Source organism: Streptomyces sp. NPDC058662 (assembly GCF_042716255.1).
Lineage (GTDB): Bacteria > Actinomycetota > Actinomycetes > Streptomycetales > Streptomycetaceae > Streptomyces.
In genome coordinates this window covers 17,266-38,217 of sequence record NZ_JBHXRU010000062.1, presented here as the reverse complement: position 1 = coordinate 38,217, position 20,952 = coordinate 17,266, and the positions used below count along the sequence as shown (strand labels likewise).

The window sequence follows — 20,952 nt, the reverse complement described above, 5'->3', positions numbered from 1 at the left end:
GTGCGGCGGATCCCATCCGCCGCACCACGCGGGCGTCCGGGGCAGGCGTCACTTGACGCAGGCACCTCCAGTGGGTTGCATACGTTCTGTGATCACATACCGGACATCGGGAGCCGCGCCATGGACCCGGTGATCGTCGTCGGCGCGGGGCCCGTCGGGCTGTCCCTGTCCCTCGCCCTGGCCGGCCAGGGCGTGCCCTCCATCCTGCTCGACGAAGGGCCCGGCAAGGAGGAGCCCCGACCCGCCCGTACGGTCGTCCTGCACTCCGACACGGCGGCCATGGCGCACCGGCTGGGCTGCGCCACCCTGCGCGACGAGGGGGCGTACTTCGCCGCGTGGCGCACCGTACGGGGGCGGCGGCCGGCCCGGCGGACCACCTTCGAGGACCACCCGGCCCCCCTGCACCTGCCGCAGCACGCCCTCTCGCGGGGGCTCCGGGACGCCGCCGCGGCCCACCCGCTGGTTCAACTGGTCACCGACAGCAGGCTGGACTCCGTGGAGCAGGACGGCCACGGGGTCACCGCGCACACCCGGGGCGCCGAGACCACCTGGTGGCGCGGGAGCTACCTGGTCGGCTGCGACGGCGCCCGCTCCACCGTGCGCAAGCTCCTCGGCATCCGCTTCCCGGGCCGCACCGCCGTGGAACGGCACGCCGTCGCCGCGCTGCGCACCGAACTGCCCTGGCCCGGCGAGGCCCTGCTGGACCGCGACCCTCCGCGGGAGGTCACCTCGCGGCCGCTGCCCGACGGGGTGTGGCGGCTGGACTGGCTGCTCCCGCCGCGCGGCGACCTGGTCACCCCCGACGCGCTGGTGGCCCTCGTCCGGGACACCCTCGCCAGGTGGTGCGGTGGCACGACTCCCCCGTACGACCTCCTCGACACCGGGGTCCACACCCTGCACCACCGCCTCGCCCGGCGCTGGCGCGACGGCCGCGCCTTCCTCGCCGGAGACGCCGCCCACCTGCTGGGCGCGCTCGGCACCCAGGGCGTGGAGGAGGGGCTGCGGGACGCCGAGAACCTGGCGTGGAAACTCTCCCTGGCCTGGCACACCGGGGCCTCCGAGGCCCTGCTCGACAGTTACGAGGGCGAGCGGCGCACGGCCGTCGCCGCCCGGCTGCGCGCGGCCGACCAGGCGATGCCGGCGCTGCGCTCCGCGGGCGCCCTGCGCACGCACCTCCCCGGGGCGGCGCGGTCCGCCGAAGCCCTGCTCACCGACGGCCACCTGGGGCGGGGGCCGCTGGGCGCGGAGCCCGCGTACGCGCCCCCGGTGGCCGTGCGCGAGGTGCCGACGGCCACGGAGCCGGGCGGTCCGGTGGCGAACGTCCCGGTGACCGCCCCCGACGGGTCCACCGTCCCGCTGCGCGACCTGCTGGGGCAGGGCCGGCTGCTCGCGGTCCTGGTCGCCCCCGGCACCGGGGTGTGGGACCGGCGCCACTGGCTGGGCGCCGGGCTGATGCCCCGGCTCGCGGCGGCGGTCAGCGCCCTCCCCGTCCGCACCGATCTGCTGGTCGCGGACGGCTACCCGGGGGCGCCGGCGCACACCGTGCTGCTCGTCCGGCCGGACGGGCACCTGGCGGCGACCTTCGCCGGGGTGCGTCCGGCGGAGCTGTACGAGGCGGCGGACGCCGTCCGGGCGGGTGCGCCCGCGTCGTCGAGGGCGGCGCTCCCGCCGACACCGAAGCCGACCGCGGTGATCGATTGACCCTCCCGCGGACTCGTGGTTCACTCGCGGACATGACCGGCAACGACGTACGCCTGTGGCGGAGGGTCCATATGGACCTGCTCCGCTACGCGGGCTGCGTGTGTCGCCCCTCCTGCTGATTCGCCTCCCTCCCGCGCGCCCCGTGCCGTCACCGGCCCGCGCGCACTCCCGCGAACCCCAGGAACGGTCCTCCGCACATGTCCGCACCCGCGTACGCCCCTGTCCCCTCCGCCCCCGCGCCCGCCGGGGCCTCCGGCGGGCCCACCGCCGCCCAGCTGCTCGACTTCGCCCTCCGCACGGCTGCCGACCCCGAGGTCGTCGCCTCGCTGCCCCTCGACCCCGGGGGCCGCACCTGGATCCGGCTGGACGGGCCGGGCGGGAGTGAGGCCTGGCTGATCGGCTGGCCGCCGGGCACGGGCACCGGATGGCACGACCACGCCGAGTCGCGCGGCGCCTTCGCGACCGCCCGGGGCGTCCTCACCGAGCACTCGCTGGCCGTGCGGCTCCCCGCGCAGGGGTGGCAGTCGCTGCGGCTCACCACCGGCGTGGACCGCACCCGCGGTCTGGCCGCGGGCACCGGGCGGGCGTTCGCCGAGCACCATGTGCACGAGGTGCTGAACGCGTCCGCCGCCGAGCACGCGGTCTCGGTGCACGCGTACTACCCCCCGCTCCCCCTCATCCGGCGCTACAGCCGCAACGGCCCCGTGCTCACCCTGGAGCACGTCGAGCGTCCGGCGGACTGGCAGTGAGCGCCCCGACCGGCATCGACGAGCTGCTGGAGCGCGTCCGCGCCGGATACACCCGGCTCGGTCCGCGGGAGGCGTACGAGGCCTCACGCGCGGGAGCGCTCCTGGTGGACATCCGCTACCAGGCGCTGCGCGAGCGGGACGGGTTGATCCCGGGAGCGCTGGTGGTGGAGCGCAACGAACTGGAATGGCGTCTCGACCCCCAGGGCTCGCACCGGGCCGCGGAGGCCGCGGGCCACGACCTCCAGGTCGTGGTGGTCTGCGACGAGGGCTACGCCTCCAGCCTCGCCGCGGCCTCCCTGCACGCCCTGGGCCTGCACCGCGCCACCGACCTGAGCGGCGGCTTCCAGTCCTGGAAGGCGGCGGGCCTCCCGGTCACCGCGCCCTGACGCGGGGGGGGCGGCCGGGTCGGGGCGGCGGGCCTCCCGGTCACCCCGTTCGGACGCGGGGGGGGGGCGGCCGGGTCGGCGGCCGTCATTCCGCCGGATACCCGGGCTCGTCGGCGTCCTCACCCTCGGCCTCCAGCGCGCGGCGCACCACCCGCAGGGCCATGCCCTCCGGGTATCCCTTGCGGGCGAGCATCCCCGCGAGGCGCCGGATGCGCTTGTCGCGGTCCAGGCCCCGGGTGGAGCGCAGTTTGCGCTCCACGAGCTCGCGGGCCGTCTGCTCCTCCTGCTCGGAGTCCAGCTGCTCCAGGGCCTCCGACACCAGGGCGGCGTGCACCCCCTTGGTCCGCAGCTCCTGGGCGAGCGCCCGCCGTGCCAGGCCGCGGCCCCGGTGCCGGGACTCGACCCAGGCCCCGGCGAAAGCGGCGTCGTCGATCAGGCCCACCTCCTCGTACCGGGAGAGGACCTGCTGCGACACCTCCTCGGGGATGCCCCGCTTGTCCAGGGCGTCCGCGAGCTGGCGCCGGGTGCGCGGGCTCCCCGTGAGCAGGCGCAGGCAGATCGCCCGCGCCTGCTCCTCGGGACTCTGGGGCGGCAGGTCCTGGCGTCCTTCACGGCCGCCCCGGCTCCCGCCGCCCCCTTCCTGCTCCCGCACGGGTCAGCTCTTGGCGACGGCGGCCTTGGCCGTCGTCTTGGCCTTCGTCGCCGGGGCGGGCACGGCGGCGGCCGCGTCGGCCGTCTCGGCAGCGGCTTCCGTGGTCGCGGCGTCCTTGCGGACCCCGACGCCCAGCTTCTCCTTGATCTTCCGCTCGATCTCGTTGGCGAGATCCGGGTTGTCCTTGAGGAAGTTGCGGGCGTTCTCCTTGCCCTGGCCGAGCTGGTCGCCCTCGTACGTGTACCAGGCGCCGGCCTTGCGTACGAAGCCGTGCTCCACGCCCATGTCGATCAGGCCGCCCTCGCGGCTGATGCCCTGGCCGTAGAGGATGTCGAACTCGGCCTGCTTGAACGGGGGCGCGACCTTGTTCTTGACGACCTTGACGCGGGTCCGGTTGCCGACCGCGTCCGTACCGTCCTTGAGCGTCTCGATACGGCGGATGTCGAGGCGCACGGAGGCGTAGAACTTCAGCGCGCGGCCACCGGTGGTGGTCTCCGGCGAGCCGAACATCACACCGATCTTCTCGCGGAGCTGGTTGATGAAGATCGCGGTGGTCTTGGACTGGTTGAGCGCACCGGTGATCTTCCGGAGCGCCTGACTCATCAGACGGGCCTGGAGGCCCACGTGGGAGTCGCCCATCTCGCCCTCGATCTCGGCGCGCGGCACCAGGGCCGCCACGGAGTCGATGACGATCAGGTCGAGGGCGCCGGAGCGGACGAGCATGTCCACGATCTCCAGGGCCTGCTCGCCGGTGTCCGGCTGGGACAGGATGAGGTTGTCGGTGTCGACGCCCAGGGCCTTGGCGTACTCGGGGTCGAGCGCGTGCTCGGCGTCGACGAAGGCGACGGTGCCGCCGGCCTTCTGCGCGTTGGCCACGGCGTGCAGGGTCAGGGTCGTCTTACCGGAGGACTCCGGACCGTAGACCTCGACCACGCGGCCGCGGGGCAGCCCGCCGACGCCGAGCGCGATGTCCAGCGCGGTCGACCCGGTGGGGATGACGTCGATGGGGTCGTTCGGCTTGTCGCCGAGGCGCATGACCGCACCCTTGCCGAATTGCCGTTCAATCTGTGCGAGCGCGGCGTCGAGGGCCTTCTCGCGGTCGGTGCCTGCCATGGGTTCCACCCGGTTTGCTTGAGTCGATCGCTTCACGCCATTGACGCTAATGCCTGCCACTGACAATGCGCCTCCACGACCGGTTCGGCTGTGGATAACTCATCAGAATGGATGTTCGATTTCCCTGTCAAGCGCGCCACGCCCGGCCCCGTGATCCCGCGCTCCGGCCGCCGCTCCGCGGGCCGGACCGGCAGCTCAACGCATCCCGGGGGCCGCGGGCGGCGGCGTGCGATGCTGGGGCGGTGACGATCGAGGACCTGGTACGGCTGCGGCGGGCACGGGACGCGATGGACCGCGACTACGCGGAGCCGCTGGACGTGCCGGCGCTCGCCCGCGTCGCCCTCATGTCGGCCGGACACTTCTCGCGCAGCTTCCGCGCGGCCTACGGCGAGACGCCCTACGCGTACCTGATGACCCGCCGCATCGAGCGGGCCAAGGCGCTCCTGCGGCGCGGCGACCTGAGCGTGACCGAGGTCTGCTTCGCGGTCGGATGCACCTCGCTCGGGTCCTTCAGCTCCCGCTTCACCGAGTTGGTCGGCGAGAGTCCGAGCGCCTACCGGGCCCGCCGGCACGAGGCGGGGGCCCCGATCCCGGCGTGTGTGGCCAAAGTCCGCACCCGCCCGCTCCGCAACCCGGAGCCCCCGGGAGAACCGGTCAGGAACGGAGAAGCGGAAGCCGCCGACGCCTCGTAACGTCGGGGCCATGACCATCAAACTCTCGCAGTGCTTCATCGCGGTCGACGACCACGACAAGGCGATCGCCTTCTACCGCGACGTCCTCGGCATGGAAGTCCGCAACGACGTCGGGTTCGAGGGCATGCGCTGGGTGACCGTCGGATCGCCCTCGCAGCCGGACGTGGAGATCGTCCTCGAACCGCCGCTCGCCGATCCCAACGCCTCGTCGGCCGACAAGCAGGTGATGGCGGAGATGCTCGCCAAGGGCCTGCTGCGCGGCGTCATCTTCACCACCGAGGACGTCGACGCCACCTTCGAGCGGATCCAGGCCGCCGGCGGGGAGGTCCTGCAGGAGCCGGTCGACCAGCCCTACGGCGTCCGCGACTGCGCCTTCCGCGACCCGTCCGGCAACATGCTCCGCTTCAACCAGCCCCGCACCCGCTGACCCCGCACCCGACCCGTCCCGCGGACAGCACGGGCGGCGCCGGCAGCACGGGCTGGACGCCCGTGCTGCCGGCGCGGCCTCAGCTCGGCTTCGCGGGCGGCTTGTGCCCCGGGTAGACGTGCCCGGGGCTCACGATGCCCGTGACGGCCTCCCCGAAGAGGGTGCTCGGCTCCTGCCCGTCCTTGAGGACGTCGGTGTTCAGCAGGATGACCATGGTCGCCTGTGCCTCGGGCAGGTAGACGGTCAGCGTCTCGTACCCGGGCAGGGAGCCGTTGTGGCCGATCCAGCCCTGGACGTCGAAGATGCCCAGCCCGTACCCGGCCCCCGGGATGCCGATCGGCCGGGTCTCCAGCCGCTCGGCCTGCGTCGCGGGGGTCAGCAGGGTGCCGGTGGCGAGGACGCGCGCCCAGGTGCGCAGGTCCTGCAGGTCGGAGATCATCGCTCCGGCGGCCCAGGCCCAGGAGGGGTTCCAGTGGGTCGCGTCCACGATCTTCCCCGAAGGCGTCTCGTCGGTGTAGCCCTGCGCGTAGGGCGCCGGGATGTCCGCGTTCGTGGGGAAGACCGTCCGGCGCAGCCCGGCCGGCTCCAGGACCTCCTGCTCGACGACCTCGTGGATCGGCCGGCCGGTGACCTTCTCCACCACCAGACCGAGCAGGATCAGGTTGGTGTTGCTGTACTCGAAGTCCGCGTCCGGCGCGAACTGGACCGGGTGCGCGAAGGAGTAGGCGAGCAACTGCTGCGGGGTGAAGGGCTTGTCGGGGTCCGCCTCCAACGCCTTGGTGAAGTCGGCGTCCTCGGAGTAGTTGAAGAGCCCGCTGCGCATGCCCGCCAGCTCGCGCAGCGTGATGCGGTCCCCGTTCGGAACACCGGGGATGTACCTGCCGATGGTGTCGTCCAGACGCACCTTGCCCTGGTCGACCAGCTGGAGGAGCGCGGTGACCGTGAAGGTCTTGGTCTCGCTCCCGATGCGGACGTGGAGGTCCTGGCGCATGGGCGCGCCCGTGGCCTTGTCCGCGACGCCGAAGGACCTGACGTAGCTGCCCTTGCCCGGCGCCCACAGGCCCACGGTCACCCCGGGCACGTTCGCCTCGCGCATCGTGCGCTGCACGGCGGCGTCGAGCTTGGCCGCGACGGCAGGTGTGAGCCGGGCGAACGAGTCGTCACCGGGCGACGGCGACACGGCGGAGGGGCTGGGCGCGGCGAGAGCGGAGTGGCCGGCCGCGGCCCCCGCTCCGGGCGGGGCCGCCGGTCCCGCCGCGGAGGAGGCGGCCGGGGCCACCAGCACGCCCAGGGCAACGCCCGCCACGCAGGCTCTGCGGACCATCCGATGTGCGTTCCTCACCGAGGGCCTCCTGACCTGTCGTACGACCTGTCGTGGAGCATCGAGCCGCTTCCCGCGAGGGGCGGGAGCGGCGACACCAGCCTAGGCACGCCCCGTCCGGGTCCGCGCGGCGAGAACGGTCTCCCGCCCGTCCGGCGCGCCGGGCACGCCACGCCGGGCCGGGGCGGCGCACGGGGTCTACCGTCGGCGTCATGGACGGTGATCGTCGCAGGTGGCGCCAGTGTGTGCTGGGCGGGGCGGTGTTCGCGGTGTGCATGGCCGGCACCACGCTGCCGACCCCTCTCTACGGTCTCTACCAGGAGAAGTTCGGCTTCTCCGAGCTGATGGTGACCGTCGTGTACGCCGTGTACGCGTTCGCCGTCATCGGCGTGCTGCTGCTCGCCGGCAACGCCTCCGACGCGGTGGGCAGACGTCCGGTGCTGCTCGTCGGGCTGGGCTGCGCCGCCGCGAGCGCCGTCTGCTTCCTGTGCGCCTCCGGGCTCGACTGGCTGTACGCGGGGCGGCTGCTGTCGGGCCTGTCCGCCGGCCTGTTCACCGGGGCGGCCACGGTGTACGTGATCGAGTCGGCGCCTCCCGGCGGCGCCGCGCGGGCCACGTTCGTGGCCACGGCCGCCAACATGGGCGGGCTGGGCTGCGGTCCGCTGCTCGCCGGGGTGCTGGCGCAGTACGCGCCCTGGCCGCTGTACCTGCCGTTCGTGGTGCACCTCGCGCTGGTGGCCGTCTCGGTGGCGGTGCTGCTGTGCCTGCGGGAGACGGTGCGGGAGCGTCGGCCGCTGAGCACCGTACGCCCGCAGCGGCCCGGTGTGCCCCCGGGGGTGCGGGCGGTGTTCGGGCCGGCGGCCATCGCCTCGTTCGTGGGGTTCGCGCTCTTCGGCGTGTTCACTTCGGTGAGCCCGGCGTTCCTCGCGCAGTCCCTGGACGTCCACAACCGCGCCGTGAGCGGGCTGGTCGTCGCGCTGGCCTTCTTCTCCTCGACCGCCGGGCAACTGGCGGTCGACCGGGTCGGGGTGGGGCGGTCGCTGCCGCTGGGCTGCGCGGGGCTCCTCGTGGGGCTGGGCCTGCTCGCGGGGGCGCTGCGGTGGGAGCTGCTGGTGCTGGTCGTGCTGAGCGCGGTCGTCGGCGGGGTCGGGCAGGGGCTCGCGTTCCGAGGGGCGCTGTCGGCGGTGGCGCAGGCCTCTCCGCCCGACCGGCGCGCCTCGGTGATCTCCACGCTGTTCGTGGTGGCGTACACAGGCATCTCGCTGCCCGTGATCGGCGTGGGCGTGCTGGCGGGTCCGATGGGGCTGGAGGGCGCGGGGCTGGTGTTCATCGCCTGCATGGCCGTCCTGGCCGCGGTCGCCGGCGTCTACCTGCTCCGGCGGCCGGTCCGACCGGTCGCCGCCTGAGGCCCCGCCGGAGGTCGGCGGCCGGCGTTCACCGAACGACCCGACTGACAACCAGAGGTTGACACCTATTCGACTGTCAACCTAGGGTTGCCTCATGACGAACCCTCCCGTGGAACCCGTCCGCATGACCCATCCGGTGCGTCTCGACGACCTCATCGAGGCCATCAAGAAGGTCCACACCGACACCCTGGACCAGCTCAGCGGCGCCGTCGTCGCCGCCGAGGCGCTCGGTGACGTGGCCGACCACCTCATCGGCCACTTCGTCGACCAGGCGCGCCGCTCCGGCGCCTCCTGGACCGACATCGGCCGCAGCATGGGCGTCACCCGCCAGGCGGCCCAGAAGCGCTTCGTCCCCAAGGCCGACAAGGAGGGCACCCCCGGCCCCGACGCGAACCAGGGCTTCGGCCGCTTCACCCCCCGCGCCCGCAACGTCGTCGTCGCCGCCCAGAACGAGGCCCGCGCCGCCGGCGGCACCGAGATCCGCACCGAGCACCTCGTCCTCGGCCTGCTGGCCGAGCCCGAGGGCTTCGCGGGGCTGGTCCTGCGCTCCCGCCGCGTCGGGGCGGAGGAACTGCGCGCCGCCGCGACCGCCACCCTGCCCCGGGCCCAGGACGACGTCCCCGACCTCATCCCCTTCGACGCGTCCGCCAAGAAGGCCCTGGAGCTCACCTTCCGCGAGGCACTGCGCCTGGGCCACGACTACGTCGGCACCGAGCACATCCTGCTCGCGCTCCTGGAGCAGGAGAACGGCACGGGCCCGCTGAGCGGTCTCGGCGTGGACAAGGCCGCCGCGGAGGCGACCGTCACCGAAGCCGTGGCAGCCGCAATCGGCGACGCGGACGCGCGGTAGAGGCGTCCGCCTCGCGCGTCAACTCGTACCGCTTGACATACGCGCCGAGGAAGGCCTGCAGCGTGGCGACGGCCGGGATCGCGACGAGCGCCCCGACCGCGCCCAGCAGGGCGGTGCCGGCGATGACCGAGCCGAAGGCCACCGCCGGGTGGATGTCGACGGTCTTCGAGGTCAGCTTCGGCTGCAGGACGTAGTTCTCGAACTGCTGGTATATCACCACGAATCCGAGCACGTACAGCGCGTACCAGGGGTTGACGGTGAAGGCCATCAGGATCGGCAGCGCGCCCGCCAGGTAGGTGCCGATGGTCGGGATGAACTGGGAGACCAGCCCCACCCACACCGCCAGCGCGGGCGCGTTCGGCACCTTGAGGACCGCCAGCACGACGTAGTGCGCGAGGCCCGAGATCAGGGCCATCAGCCCGCGCGAGTAGAGGTAGCCGCCGGTCTTGGCGACGGCGATCTCCCAGGCGCGCAGCACCTCGGACTGCTTCGCGGGCGGCAGTACGGAGCACAGGGCGCGCCGCAGCCTGGGCCCGTCCGCGGCGAAGTAGAAGGAGAACAGTCCGATCGTCAGCAGCTTGAAGAGTCCACCGAGCACGGTGGCGGACACGTCGAGCACGCCGGTCGCGCTGTTCTGGACGTACTTGCGCAGCCAGTCGGAGCGCAGCAGGCTGTCCTGGATCTCCAGCCTGGACAACTCGGTGCGGAAGGTCCTGTTGATCGAGTCGATCACCGAGTCGAGGGTCCGGGGGAAGCCCTCGACCATGTCGATGATCTGCCCGGCGAGCATCGAGCCGAGCAGGATGAGGAAGCCGGCGCCCACCACGAACACCGCGAGGAACACCAGGAAGGTGGCGAGCCCGCGGCGCATGCCGCGGGCCGCCATCCGGGCCACCGCCGGCTCGATCGCGAGGGCGAGGAAGAACGCGATCAGGACGTTGACGAGCAGCCCGATCAGCTGGTGGAAGGCCCAGCTGCCGAGCTGGAAGCAGGCGACGAGGGCCAGGACGAGGACCACGGCGCGTGGCAGCCAGGGCGGCATCCTGTCCCCGGGCGGACGCGGGGGTACGGCCGTCGTTGCTGCCGGCCGGTCGGTCGTCTCATCGTTGGCTGCCACGCGCCCAAGTCTGGCCCACCCGCCGCCCGGACCGCGAAGCAGCGCTCCCGGCCCGTGCCACGCCCGGCCGCCCGGGGGGGCGCGGGAGCCGGGTCAGCGCAGCGAGGCCGGTACGTCCATCGCCGAACACACCGCGCGCCACACGTCCTTGGCCTCCCAGCCCGCGTCCAGCGCCTGGTGCACGGTCCGTCCGCCCAGCTCCGTCATGACGTGGTCCCGCGCGAAGGAGTCCGCGTAGCCCGCACCGAAGTGCTCCGCCATCCGCTCCCAGAAAACCGTCAACCGCATGCCTCCAGTATCCCGCCCCGGAGAGTGCACCGGTCCCGTTCGCCCCCCTCGGGGACGGCGCCGCGCCCTACGGTCTCTGCCATGTCTGGAGACGAAGCTCCTCCGCCGGCCACCGCCGCCGCGGCCCCGCTGGCCCGCGCCGAGCAGTTCATCTGGCTCACGGCCCGCGTACTGGAGCAGCGCCGGTTCGCGTTCCACTTCCTCGGCGGCGACGCCGACCCGGTGGACACCGCCCTGGGCTCGTACCTCAACGAGGACGGCGGCTACGGCCACGCCCTCGATCCGGATCTGCGCGGCCCCGTCAGCCAGCCCCTGCACACCGTGCACGCGCTGCGGGTCCTGGACAGCCTGGGCCGCTGCGCGGGGCAGCGGATCGAGCGCCTCTGCCGCCACCTGACCCAGGTCTCCGCACCGGACGGCGCGCTCCCGGCCGTCTTCCCGTCCCCCCGCGGCTATCCGGCCGCCCCCTACCACCCGGTGCGCGACGACCCCGCCGGCGAACTGCTGACCACGGGGCCGGTCGTCGGCCTGCTGCACCGCAACCGGGTCTGGAACGCCTGGCTCTTCCGGGCGACGGACTTCTGCTGGGACCGGGTCGAGACCATGCGCCACTCGCATCCGTACGAGGTCCAGGGGGCGGTGGCGTTCCTCGACGGCGCTCCCGACCGGGCGCGCGCGGCGGCCGCCGCGGACCGGCTGGGGCGGATGGTGCGCGAGCGCGGGCTCGCCGTGCTCGACCCGGGGCGGCGCGAGGAGCACCCGCCCGCACCCGGCTACGCCCCCGGCGAGCACCTCTTCCCGCACGACTTCGCGCGCCGCCCCGAATCGGTGGCCCGCGCGTGGTTCACGGACGAGGAGCTGGGCCGCTCGCTGGACTTCCTGGCCGCCGAGCAGCAGACCGACGGGGGCTGGCCGGTACGCCGACACGCCTGGGCTCCGGGCAGCTCGCTGGAGCGGCGGCCCATCGCCACCCTGGAGGCGCTCCTGACGCTGCGCGCGTACGGCAGGCTCGCCGGCGCCGCTACCCGCCCAGGGCCCGTACGCCCGCGGTGACGACCACGGCGGCCGCGACCACCGCGAGGAACGGCGCCCGCAGCAGCAGGGCGAGGCCGGCGGCGGCCAGTCCGGCGGCGCGGGCGTCGAGGACGATCCCGTGCCCGGTGCTGAAGGTCTGCTGCGCGGTGAGCGCCGCGAGCAGCGCGACGGGCAGCAGGGCGGCGAGCTTGCGCACCAGCGGCCGCTCCAGGGCCCCGGCGGGCACGAGCAGCCCGGCGAGTTTGACGGCGTAGCAGCCGACGACGGTGAGCCCGATGGCGATCCAGACGTTCACGAGCGGCGCCCCTTCATCCACAGCACCGCGGGCGCGGCCAGCGCCGCGATCAGCACGGGCACCCCGGCGGGCAGTACGGGCAGGAAGCCGAGCCCGAGGACCACCGCGAGCGCGGCGACCGCCCGCTCGGTGGAGGTCTTCAGCATCGGCGCGAGCAGCGCCAGGAACACGGCGGGTCCCGCGGCGTCCAGACCCCAGGCGTCGGTGTCCCCGATGGCCTCGGCGCCGAGGGCGCCCAGCAGCGTGGTGAGGTTCCACAGCACGTAGAGGCTCAGCCCGGTGACGGCGAACCCGAGCCGGGCCGACTTCCGGTCGGGCTGCGCCAGCGCCACCGCGGTCGTCTCGTCGATGACCCAGTGCGCGGCGAAGGGCCGCACGGCGCGCGGCAGCGCGAGGAGCTGGGACAGCCGCAGCCCGTAGAAGGCGTTCCGGGTCCCGAGGAAGAAGGCCCCGGCGGCGGCGGTCAGCGGGTTCCCGCCCGCGGCCAGCGCGCCGACCAGGGCGAACTGGGAGGCTCCGGTGAACACGAGCAGGCTCAGGGCGCAGGCCTGGAGGGTGCTGACGCCTGCCCCCGCGGCGGTCACCCCGAAGGCGAACCCGGACAGCCCGACGGCCACCCCGACCCCGAGCGCGTCCCGCACCACGGCGGCGCGCGGCCGCCCGGCCGGCACCTGCCCGGTGTCCGATTCTCTGATCATCTGCTGCTTTCCCACGCCCTGAACCTATGCGGGCGGAGACCGGAGGTCTTGTACGTTCTTGCGCCGCCGGATCCGGCGGCGCGGGACGGCCCGGGGCCACCCGGGGGCCACCCGGGGCAGGCCCCACGCCCCGCCCGGGTCAGGCCGGGGGCCGCTCCCTGCGGTACGCGCCCGGCGGGACCCCCACGATGCGCGTGAAGTGCCGGTTCAGGTGCGGCTGGTCGGTGAAGCCGACCGCGACGGCCGCCGCCGCGGGCGCGGCGCCCCCGTCGAGCAGCCGGCGTGCCCGCCGGACCCGGGCGTCGGTCAGCCAGGTGTGCGGCGGCATGCCGTACCGCTCCCGGAAGGCCCGCAGCAGGGCGAACGGACTGGTTCCCAGGCCCGCGGCCAGCTGCTCCAGCGTGGGCGGGTCCGCCATCCGCTCCTCCAGCACGGCCCGGGCCGCCGCCGCGTCGGCGGCCCCCGCGCCGCGCACCGCGCGGGCGGCCAGAGGCCCGGCGTGGCGCTCCAGCATCCTGGCGGCCGCCGCCCGCAGCAGGGTGTCGGCGGCCAGCGCGTTCCCGGCCTCCGCCGCCCGGTGCACCTCCGTGATCACCCGGGCGGCGTACGGGTCGCTCACCAGCGCGGCGGTGAAACCGGGGGTCCCGCGCCGGAAGCCGATCTCCTCGGCGACCTCGGCGATCAGGCCGCGGGAGGGGTAGAGGGTCGCGTACGCCCACCCCTCGGGATCGCCCGCCCGGGCGCTGTGCGGCACCTCGGGATTGATCAGGACCACACTGCCGGGCCCCGCGCGCAGCACGGTGCCGCCCGGCATCCCGATCTCCTCGACGCCCCGGGTGACGGCCGCGATCACGTACCCGTCGTGGGTGTGGCGCGGAAAGGTGTGGCGTACGTAGCGGGCCCGCAGCAGGTCCAGGCCGGGCAGCTCGGCGTGCCGCCAGTGCCGGGCCCACTCCCGCCGCCCCTCGTCCGTACCCATTCCCCCATTCTGCGCCCCGCCGGACGGCGGTGTTCTCGCAGGTCCGGCTCGTTGTCGGTGGCGGGGTGCACGATGGGGGCATGGCCGGCTCCGCGCTCGACACGTTCTCCCCCGCGACCCGCTCGTGGTTCACGGGGGCCTTCTCCGCGCCCACCCCCGCCCAGGACGGCGCCTGGCGGGCGATCGGGGAGGGCTCCGACGTCCTCGTCGTGGCGCCCACCGGATCCGGCAAGACCCTCGCCGCCTTCCTCGCCGCCCTGGACCGGCTGGCCTCCGTACCGCCGCCGGCCGAGCCCGGCAAGCGGTGCCGGGTGCTGTACGTGTCTCCCCTCAAGGCCCTCGCGGTGGACGTGGAGCGCAATCTGCGCAGCCCGCTCACCGGCATCCGCCAGGAGTCGGTCCGCCTCGGCCTGCCGGAGCCGGAGATCCGCGTCGGGATCCGCTCCGGGGACACCCCGCCCGCCGAGCGGCGCAAGCTCGCGATCCGGCCGCCGGACATCCTGATCACCACGCCGGAGTCCCTGTTCCTGATGCTGACCTCGGCCGCCCGGGACGCCCTCGCCGGCATCGAGACGGTGATCCTGGACGAGGTGCACGCGGTCGCCGGGACCAAGCGCGGCGCGCACCTCGCCCTGTCCCTGGAGCGGCTGGACGAGCTGCTGCCGCGCCCGGCCCGCCGGATCGGGTTGTCGGCGACGGTCCGGCCGGTGGACGAGGTGGCCCGGTACCTGGCGCCGCGCGGCAAGGTGGAGATCGTCCAGCCGCCGTCGACCAAGGAGTTCGACCTGTCGGTGGTCGTCCCGGTCCAGGACATGGGCGAATTGGGCGGCTCGCCGGCCACCGAGGGCCGCGAGGGCGGGGACAAGCCGTCGATCTGGCCCCATGTCGAGGAGCGGATCGCCGACCTGGTGCAGGCGCACCGCTCCACCATCGTCTTCGCCAACTCCCGCCGCCTCGCCGAGCGCCTGTGCAACCGGCTCAACGAGATCGCGTACGAGCGCGCCACGGGCGAGACGCTGCCGGAGGGCGCACCGCCGGCCCAGGTCATGGCCCAGTCGGGCGCCGCCCAGGGGGCCCCGCCCGTCCTGGCCCGGGCGCACCACGGCTCGGTGTCCAAGGAGCAGCGGGCCCTGGTCGAGGAGGACCTCAAGGCGGGCCGGCTGCCCGCCGTGGTCGCCACCTCCAGCCTGGAGCTGGGCATCGACATGGGCGCGGTGGACCTGGTGGTGCAGGTGGAGTCCCCGCCCTCGGTGGCCTCCGGGCTCCAGCGCGTGGGGCGGGCCGGCCACCAGGTCGGCGCCGTCTCCACCGGAGTGGTGTTCCCCAAGTACCGGGGCGACCTGGTGCAGGCGGCCGTGGTCACCGAGCGGATGCGCACCGGATCCATCGAATCGCTGCGCGTCCCGTCGAACCCGCTGGACGTCCTGGCGCAGCAGGTCGTCGCGATGGTGGCGATGGACACCTGGCAGCTGGACGACCTGCTGGCACTGGTCCGGCGGGCCGCCCCCTTCGCCGCGCTGCCCGAATCGGCGTTCACGGCGGTCCTCGACATGCTCGCCGGCCGGTATCCGTCGGACGCGTTCGCGGAGCTGAGGCCCAGGGTCGTCTGGGACCGGGTCGCCGGTACGGTCACCGGCCGGCCCGGGGCCCAGCGCCTCGCGGTCACCTCCGGCGGCACCATCCCCGACCGGGGCCTCTTCGGCGTCTTCCTCGCCGGTTCCGACCCGAAGAAGGGCGGCGGCCGGGTCGGCGAGCTCGATGAGGAGATGGTCTACGAATCGCGCGTCGGCGACGTCTTCACCCTGGGCACCACCACCTGGCGGATCGAGGACATCACCCGCGACCGGGTGCTCGTCACCCCGGCCCCCGGCGTGCCCGGACGGCTGCCGTTCTGGAAGGGCGACCAGCTGGGCCGCCCCCTCGAACTGGGCCGCGCGGTGGGCGCGTTCCTCCGCGAGCTGGGCGGCCTCGGCGACGAGGACGCGCGGGTGCGGCTGCGGGCGGCCGGGCTCGACGCCTGGGCCGCCGAGAACGTCCTCGCCTACCTGGCCGAGCAGCGCGAGGCGTGCGGCCACGTCCCGGACGACCGGACGATCGTGGTCGAGCGCTTCCGCGACGAGCTCGGCGACTGGCGGGTCGTCGTGCACTCCCCTTTCGGCGCGCAGGTCCACGCGCCGTGGGCGCTGGCCCTCGGCGCCCGCCTGGCCGAGCGGTACGGGATGGACGCGCAGGTGATGCACGCCGACGACGGCATCGTGCTGCGGCTGCCGGACGCCGACCTGCTCAGCACGGACCTGCTCGACCACGACCCCGGCGCCGTCCCCGCCTTCGAGTTCGACGACGGGCAGGCCCCGCTGGGCGCGGCCGACGTCGCCTTCGACGCGGGGGACGTCACCCGGATCGTCACCGACGAGGTCGGCGGCTCGGCGCTCTTCGCCTCCCGCTTCCGCGAGTGCGCGGCCCGGGCGCTGCTGCTGCCGCGCCGCAGTCCGGGCAAGCGCACCCCGTTGTGGCAGCAGCGCCAGCGCGCCTCCCAACTGCTGCAGGTCGCGTCCGAGTTCGGGTCGTTCCCGATCGTGCTGGAAGCCGTACGCGAATGCCTCCAGGACGTCTTCGACGTGCCCGGCCTGACCGAGCTCATGGGCGACATCGAGGGGCGCCGCGTGCGTCTGGTCGAGGTCACCACCCCCGAGCCCTCCCCCTTCGCGCGTTCCCTGCTCTTCGGGTACGTCGCCCAGTTCCTGTACGAGGGGGACTCGCCCCTCGCCGAACGCCGGGCCGCCGCCCTGTCCCTGGACTCCCGGCTGCTGGCCGAGCTGCTCGGCCAGGCGGAGCTGCGGGAGCTGCTCGACGCGGAGGTACTGGAGGAGCTGGAGCGCGAGCTCCAGTGGCGGACCGAGGACCGGCGGGCCAAGGACGCGGAATCGGTGGCCGACCTGCTGCGGCTGCTGGGGCCGCTGACGGAGTCCGAGCTGGTGGAGCGCGGCGCGGACGCCGCCTGGGCGGGCGAGCTCGGCGCGGCCCGCCGCGCCATCCGGGTGCGGATCGCCGGCGCGGACCACTGGGCGGCGATCGAGGACGCGGGCCGGCTCCGGGACGCCCTGGGCACCGCGCTCCCGGTCGGGGTCCCGGAGGCGTTCACCGAGCCGGTCAAGGACCCCCTGGGCGACCTGCTGGCGCGGTACGCCCGCACCCGCGGCCCGTTCACCACGACGGCCGCGGCCAGCCGGTTCGGTCTGGGCGCGGCGGTGACCGAGGGCGCCCTGCACCGGCTCGCGGCGGTCGGGCGCGTGGTCCAGGGCGAGTTCCACCCGGCGGGCATCGGCCAGGAGTGGTGCGACGCGACGGTGCTGCGCAGGCTCCGCCGGCGCTCCCTGGCGGCGCTGCGCCAGGAGCTGGAACCGGTCCCGCCGACCTCGCTGGCCACCTTCCTCCCGCAGTGGCAGCACCTGGGCGGAGCGCTGCGCGGCATCGACGGGCTGGCCCGCGCGGTCGAGCAGCTCCAGGGCGCGCCCGTGCCCGCCTCGGCGCTGGAGCGCCTGATCCTGCCCTCGCGCGTCGCGGGCTACTCCCCGGCCCTGCTGGACGAGCTCACCACCACCGGTGAGGTGATCTGGGCGGGCGCCGGGGCGCTGCCCGGCAAGGACGGCTGGGTCTCCCTCTACCTGGCCGAGGCCGCGCCCCTGCTGGTCCCGCAGCCGCACCCGCTGGAGCTCGGCCCGCTGCACCTCGCCCTCCTCGACACCCTCTCGGGCGGGTACGGGCTCTTCTTCCGCCAGCTCACCGAGGCCGTGCGGTCCGCCCACCCGGAGGCCTCCGACGCCGACCTCTCGGCCGCCCTGTGGGACCTCGCCTGGTCGGGGCGCGTGACGAACGACACCCTGGCTCCGCTGCGGTCCCTGCTGGGCTCCGGCCGGACGGCGGGCTCCACGGCCCACCGGGCCCGGCGGACCGTCCCGCGCGGGCGGTACGGCACGCTCAGCGCGACGGTGTCCCGTACCGGGCCGCCCACGGTCTCGGGCCGCTGGTCGCTGCTGCCCGCCACGGCCCCGGACCCGACGCACCGGGCCCACGCGCTGGCCCGCACCCTGCTGGACCGGCACGGCGTGGTCACGCGGGGCGCGGTGGCGGCGGAGGGCGTGGAGGGGGGGTTCAGCGCGGTGTACCGGATCCTGTCCGCCTTCGAGGACAGCGGCCAGGCGCGCCGAGGGTACGTGGTCGAGGGACTGGGCGCGGCCCAGTTCGCGATGGACGGCGCCGTGGACCGGCTGCGCGCCGCGGAGCGGAACCCGCCGCCGCTGGCGGCGGTGGTACTGGCCGCCGCCGACCCGGCGAACGCGTACGGGGCCGCCCTGCCCTGGCCGGAGCCCCCGGCGGGCGCCACGCACAAGCCCGGCCGCAAAGCGGGCTCCCTGGTGGTCCTGGTCGACGGCGAGCTCGTCCTGTACCTGGAGCGGGGCGGGAAGACCCTCCTGGCCTGGCCGGAGCCGGAGGACCCGCGTCTGACCGCCGCCGTCGCGGCCCTCGCCGAGGGCGCCCGCACGGGCGCCCTCCCGGCCCTGACCGTGGTACGCATCAACGCCACCGCCTCCCTCACCTCCCCCCACGGCCCACCCCTGGAATCAGCCGGCTTCCACGCCACCCCCCAAGGCCTCCGCCTCCGCCCCTGACCCCCACGGCCCACCCGAGACACGGCCCCGTCCAACCCCACCGCCGTCCCAGCCCCGGGCCCGGGGGCAACGCCCACCCCACCGGCGTCCGAGGCACGGGCCCCGGGACAGCGCCCACCCCACCACCACCTGAGCCACAGGGCCACAGACCAGCCCCCCGCCCCCAGCCTCGCCGGCGTTTGAGGCGCGGGGTCCGGAGCAGCGCCCCGGCAGCGGCGTCCGATGTGGCTCCAGACCGGCACCCTGCCCCTCCAACCCCGCCACCACTCAAGAGCGCGGAGCGCCCGCCGCACCGGCGCCTGAGGCGCGCGACCCCGGACCAGCACTCCGCCCCTCCAGCCCCGCCGGCGTTTGAGGCGCGGGGTCCGGGGCAGCGCCCCGGCAGCGGCGCCGCACGCAACCACGGTCCGCACCACCCCGCATACCGGCCCCGCACCGGCACCCGCACCGGCCCCGGAACCGGCACGGCCCGCCCCCGCCCCCGGCGACCGGCCGCCGCGCGACAATCACCCCATGCCCGAAGGAGACTCCGTCCACCGCGCCGCCGCCCGCCTGCACGCCGCCCTCGCGGGCAAACCCCTCACCCGCAGCGACCTCCGCGTCCCCCGCTTCGCCACCGCCGACCTCACCGGCCGCACCACACTCGACGTGACCCCGCGCGGCAAGCACGTCCTCGCCCGCTTCGAGGGCGGCCTCACCCTGCACAGCCATCTCCGCATGGACGGCGCCTGGCACGTCTTCGCCCCGGGAGAGAAGTGGCGCGGCGGCCCCTCCTACGAGATCCGGGCCATCCTCGGCACCGCCGACCGCACCGCCGTCGGCTACCGCCTCCCCGTCCTGGAACTGATCCGTACCGCCGAGGAGGACCGTGTCGTGGGCCACCTGGGCCCCGACCTCCTCGGCCCCGACTGGGACGCCGCCCGCGCCGCCGCCAACCTGCTGGCCGACCCCGAGCGCCCCCTCGGCGAGGCCCTGCTCGACCAGCGCAACCTGGCGGGCATCGGCAACGTCTACAAGTCCGAGCTCTGCTTCCTGGCCCAGGTCACGCCCTGGACCCCGGTCGGCGCGCTCCCCGAGTCCGTCCTCCCGCGCGTGGCCGCCGCCGCCCAGCGCCTGCTGGCCGCGAACATCGGCGACCGGTCGAGCACCCGCAACACCACCGGCAGCCGCCACCCCGGCCACGACCTCTTCGTCTACGGCCGCGCCCGCCGCCCCTGCCTGCGCTGCGGCACCCCCGTCCGCCAGGCCCCGCAGGACGACCGCCCCACGTACTGGTGCCCGCAGTGCCAGACCGGCCCCACCCCCTGAGTCCCACCCCCTGAGTCCCACGGCGGCGGCGGCGCCCTGGAGCCCCGAGTCCCGCCCCCTGCGCCCGGCCCTCCGGACCGGCCCGCCCCACCCCGTTGACGGACCGTCAGATCCGCCCGTACCGTCCCCGCATGCCCACACCCACCGCCCCGTACGACCTCACCGGCCGGACCGCCCTGGTCACCGGCGCCGCCAGCGGTATCGGCCGGGCCACCGCCGTCCTCCTCGCCGGGGCGGGCGCGCACGTCCACTGCGCCGACCGCGACGCGCAGGGCCTCGCGGAGACGGCCGAGCTCGCGGCCCGGGCCGGCGGCTCCGCGGACGTCCACCCCCTCGACGTCACCGACCGGACCGCCCTGCGCGGGGCCGTGGCCGAGGCGGGCACTCTCGACATCGCCGCCGCCATCGCCGGGGTCATGCACACCAGCAGCGTCCTGGAGACGGCGGACGAGGACCTCGACCGGGTCCTCGACATCAACTTCAAGGGCGTTCTGCGCACCTGCCAGGAAGCCGCCAGGTCCATGATCGCCGCGGGCCGCCCCGGCTCGATCATCACCATGGCCTCCGGCGCCGTGGACGCCGCCCAGCCGGGCCTGCTCTGCTACAGCGCCGCCAAGGCCGCCGTGGTCCAGCTGACCAAGACCCTCGCCACCGAGGCCGGCCCGCACGGCATCCGGGTCAATGCCGTGGCCCCCGGCTGGATCCGCACCCCCATGACGGGCCGGCACGGTGCGGAGGTCCAGGAGCGGACCGAGGCGATGATGATCCGGATGTCCCCCCTGCGCCGGGTCGGCGAGCCCGAGGACATCGCCCAGGCCGTGCTCTACCTCGCCTCGGACGCCTCGTCCTTCATGACGGGCCAGATCCTCCGGCCGAACGGCGGAGTGTCGATGCCGTGGTGACCCCGGCGGCCTCCCCGTCCCCGCCCGCCCCGCGCCGCACCCGCCGCACCCGCCGCACCGGCCGCGGGACGCAGTGCACGGGCAGCAGGCCCAGCGTCCAGCCGCCGACGACCACCGCGCCCTCCACGGGCCCGGCCCCGCCCGGGACCAGCACCAGCCGCAGCACGGCCCACCACCACAGGGCCCCCGCCAGCAGCGCGAGTACCAGAGCCACAGGCGTGCGCAGTAACCGCCGCACGGCTACCTCCCAGGGACCGGAACCCGGACGGCCCCATCCTCCCGCACCCCCCGCGCCCCCGCACCCGAAACGCCCGCTCGCGCAGCGCCGCCGCACAGCACGGGGCCCCGACCGGTGCTCGACGC

The 20,952-nt window shown here is 75.0% G+C and carries 21 protein-coding genes; 12 read left to right on the top strand and 9 right to left on the bottom strand.

What is annotated here, in order from left to right; all coding sequences use genetic code 11:
* Nucleotides 1-120: 120 nt before the first annotated feature.
* The 4 genes from ACFWUQ_RS21145 to ACFWUQ_RS21130 all read left to right on the top strand — a co-directional run bounded on the left by ACFWUQ_RS21145 (nucleotide 121) and on the right by ACFWUQ_RS21130 (nucleotide 2,836).
* Complete coding sequence (locus tag ACFWUQ_RS21145) at nucleotides 121-1,701, top strand: FAD-dependent monooxygenase (protein ID WP_384540102.1); 1,581 nt, start codon at nucleotides 121-123, stop codon at nucleotides 1,699-1,701.
* A gap of 32 nt (nucleotides 1,702-1,733) precedes the next feature.
* Nucleotides 1,734-1,820, top strand: a complete 87-nt coding sequence (locus ACFWUQ_RS21140; protein WP_311318651.1) for a putative leader peptide — start codon at nucleotides 1,734-1,736, stop codon at nucleotides 1,818-1,820.
* A gap of 78 nt (nucleotides 1,821-1,898) precedes the next feature.
* Nucleotides 1,899-2,450, top strand: a complete 552-nt coding sequence (locus tag ACFWUQ_RS21135; protein ID WP_384540100.1) for a cysteine dioxygenase — start codon at nucleotides 1,899-1,901, stop codon at nucleotides 2,448-2,450.
* Complete coding sequence (locus ACFWUQ_RS21130) at nucleotides 2,447-2,836, top strand: rhodanese-like domain-containing protein (RefSeq protein ID WP_384540097.1); 390 nt, start codon at nucleotides 2,447-2,449, stop codon at nucleotides 2,834-2,836. Before ACFWUQ_RS21135 ends, ACFWUQ_RS21130 begins: the two co-directional genes overlap by 4 nt.
* Nucleotides 2,837-2,921: 85 nt before the next feature.
* Here the strand turns inward: ACFWUQ_RS21130 and recX are convergent, their stop codons facing one another.
* Nucleotides 2,922-3,488, bottom strand: a complete 567-nt coding sequence (gene recX / locus ACFWUQ_RS21125; protein WP_384540095.1) for a recombination regulator RecX — start codon at nucleotides 3,486-3,488, stop codon at nucleotides 2,922-2,924.
* 3 nt (nucleotides 3,489-3,491) lie between these two features.
* The gene (gene recA, locus ACFWUQ_RS21120) at nucleotides 3,492-4,601 is read right to left on the bottom strand and encodes a recombinase RecA (RefSeq protein WP_384540092.1); all 1,110 of its coding nucleotides are present in this window, start codon (nucleotides 4,599-4,601) and stop codon (nucleotides 3,492-3,494) included.
* A gap of 242 nt (nucleotides 4,602-4,843) precedes the next feature.
* On the opposite strand from recA, the gene ACFWUQ_RS21115 reads away from it, so the two are divergent.
* Together ACFWUQ_RS21115 and ACFWUQ_RS21110 are read left to right on the top strand one after the other, a co-directional pair.
* Complete coding sequence (locus ACFWUQ_RS21115) at nucleotides 4,844-5,293, top strand: helix-turn-helix transcriptional regulator (protein ID WP_384540090.1); 450 nt, start codon at nucleotides 4,844-4,846, stop codon at nucleotides 5,291-5,293.
* Nucleotides 5,294-5,303: 10 nt separating this feature from the next.
* Entirely contained in the window at nucleotides 5,304-5,720 is a 417-nt protein-coding gene (locus ACFWUQ_RS21110) for a VOC family protein (RefSeq protein ID WP_384540087.1), read from the top strand.
* Nucleotides 5,721-5,799: 79 nt separating this feature from the next.
* Here the strand turns inward: ACFWUQ_RS21110 and ACFWUQ_RS21105 are convergent, their stop codons facing one another.
* A complete protein-coding gene (locus ACFWUQ_RS21105) occupies nucleotides 5,800-7,044 on the bottom strand; it encodes a serine hydrolase domain-containing protein (RefSeq protein WP_384540111.1) in 1,245 nt (414 codons plus the stop codon).
* A 209-nt stretch (nucleotides 7,045-7,253) separates the two neighbouring features.
* Between ACFWUQ_RS21105 and ACFWUQ_RS21100 the strand changes: the two genes are divergently transcribed.
* Nucleotides 7,254-8,447, top strand: a complete 1,194-nt coding sequence (locus tag ACFWUQ_RS21100) for an MFS transporter (RefSeq protein WP_384540084.1) — start codon at nucleotides 7,254-7,256, stop codon at nucleotides 8,445-8,447.
* A 94-nt stretch (nucleotides 8,448-8,541) separates the two neighbouring features.
* Entirely contained in the window at nucleotides 8,542-9,297 is a 756-nt protein-coding gene (locus ACFWUQ_RS21095) for a Clp protease N-terminal domain-containing protein (protein ID WP_384540081.1), read from the top strand.
* Here ACFWUQ_RS21095 and ACFWUQ_RS21090 read toward each other — a convergent pair.
* Both ACFWUQ_RS21090 and ACFWUQ_RS21085 read right to left on the bottom strand, forming a co-directional pair.
* The gene (locus ACFWUQ_RS21090; protein ID WP_384540108.1) at nucleotides 9,251-10,339 is read right to left on the bottom strand and encodes an AI-2E family transporter; all 1,089 of its coding nucleotides are present in this window, start codon (nucleotides 10,337-10,339) and stop codon (nucleotides 9,251-9,253) included. The genes ACFWUQ_RS21095 and ACFWUQ_RS21090 overlap by 47 nt on opposite strands.
* A 168-nt stretch (nucleotides 10,340-10,507) precedes the next feature.
* Nucleotides 10,508-10,702, bottom strand: a complete 195-nt coding sequence (locus ACFWUQ_RS21085) for a DUF3046 domain-containing protein (RefSeq protein WP_384540078.1) — start codon at nucleotides 10,700-10,702, stop codon at nucleotides 10,508-10,510.
* A gap of 81 nt (nucleotides 10,703-10,783) precedes the next feature.
* Here ACFWUQ_RS21085 and ACFWUQ_RS21080 point away from each other — a divergent pair, with 81 nt between their 5' ends.
* On the top strand, nucleotides 10,784-11,755 hold the full coding sequence (locus ACFWUQ_RS21080; RefSeq protein ID WP_384540075.1) for a hypothetical protein: 972 nt from the start codon (nucleotides 10,784-10,786) through the stop codon (nucleotides 11,753-11,755).
* Here ACFWUQ_RS21080 and ACFWUQ_RS21075 read toward each other — a convergent pair.
* From ACFWUQ_RS21075 to ACFWUQ_RS21065, 3 genes are all read right to left on the bottom strand, one after another.
* Entirely contained in the window at nucleotides 11,724-12,032 is a 309-nt protein-coding gene (locus tag ACFWUQ_RS21075) for an AzlD domain-containing protein (protein ID WP_384540072.1), read from the bottom strand. The genes ACFWUQ_RS21080 and ACFWUQ_RS21075 overlap by 32 nt on opposite strands.
* Nucleotides 12,029-12,730, bottom strand: a complete 702-nt coding sequence (locus ACFWUQ_RS21070) for an AzlC family ABC transporter permease (protein ID WP_384540105.1) — start codon at nucleotides 12,728-12,730, stop codon at nucleotides 12,029-12,031. Before ACFWUQ_RS21070 ends, ACFWUQ_RS21075 begins: the two co-directional genes overlap by 4 nt.
* 139 nt (nucleotides 12,731-12,869) lie before the next feature.
* Nucleotides 12,870-13,709 (bottom strand): AraC family ligand binding domain-containing protein, encoded by an 840-nt coding sequence (locus ACFWUQ_RS21065; RefSeq protein ID WP_384540070.1) that lies wholly within the window; start codon nucleotides 13,707-13,709, stop codon nucleotides 12,870-12,872.
* Nucleotides 13,710-13,789: 80 nt separating this feature from the next.
* On the opposite strand from ACFWUQ_RS21065, the gene ACFWUQ_RS21060 reads away from it, so the two are divergent.
* The 3 genes from ACFWUQ_RS21060 to ACFWUQ_RS21050 all read left to right on the top strand — a co-directional run bounded on the left by ACFWUQ_RS21060 (nucleotide 13,790) and on the right by ACFWUQ_RS21050 (nucleotide 20,589).
* Nucleotides 13,790-18,379 (top strand): ATP-dependent helicase, encoded by a 4,590-nt coding sequence (locus ACFWUQ_RS21060; RefSeq protein WP_384540067.1) that lies wholly within the window; start codon nucleotides 13,790-13,792, stop codon nucleotides 18,377-18,379.
* Between the two features lie 513 nt (nucleotides 18,380-18,892).
* Nucleotides 18,893-19,687 (top strand): DNA-formamidopyrimidine glycosylase family protein, encoded by a 795-nt coding sequence (locus ACFWUQ_RS21055; RefSeq protein WP_384540065.1) that lies wholly within the window; start codon nucleotides 18,893-18,895, stop codon nucleotides 19,685-19,687.
* A 131-nt stretch (nucleotides 19,688-19,818) separates the two neighbouring features.
* Complete coding sequence (locus tag ACFWUQ_RS21050; RefSeq protein WP_384540064.1) at nucleotides 19,819-20,589, top strand: SDR family NAD(P)-dependent oxidoreductase; 771 nt, start codon at nucleotides 19,819-19,821, stop codon at nucleotides 20,587-20,589.
* Here ACFWUQ_RS21050 and ACFWUQ_RS21045 read toward each other — a convergent pair.
* On the bottom strand, nucleotides 20,537-20,803 hold the full coding sequence (locus tag ACFWUQ_RS21045) for a hypothetical protein (protein ID WP_384540062.1): 267 nt from the start codon (nucleotides 20,801-20,803) through the stop codon (nucleotides 20,537-20,539). The two genes, ACFWUQ_RS21050 and ACFWUQ_RS21045, sit on opposite strands and share 53 nt — an antisense overlap.
* Nucleotides 20,804-20,952: the final 149 nt, after the last annotated feature.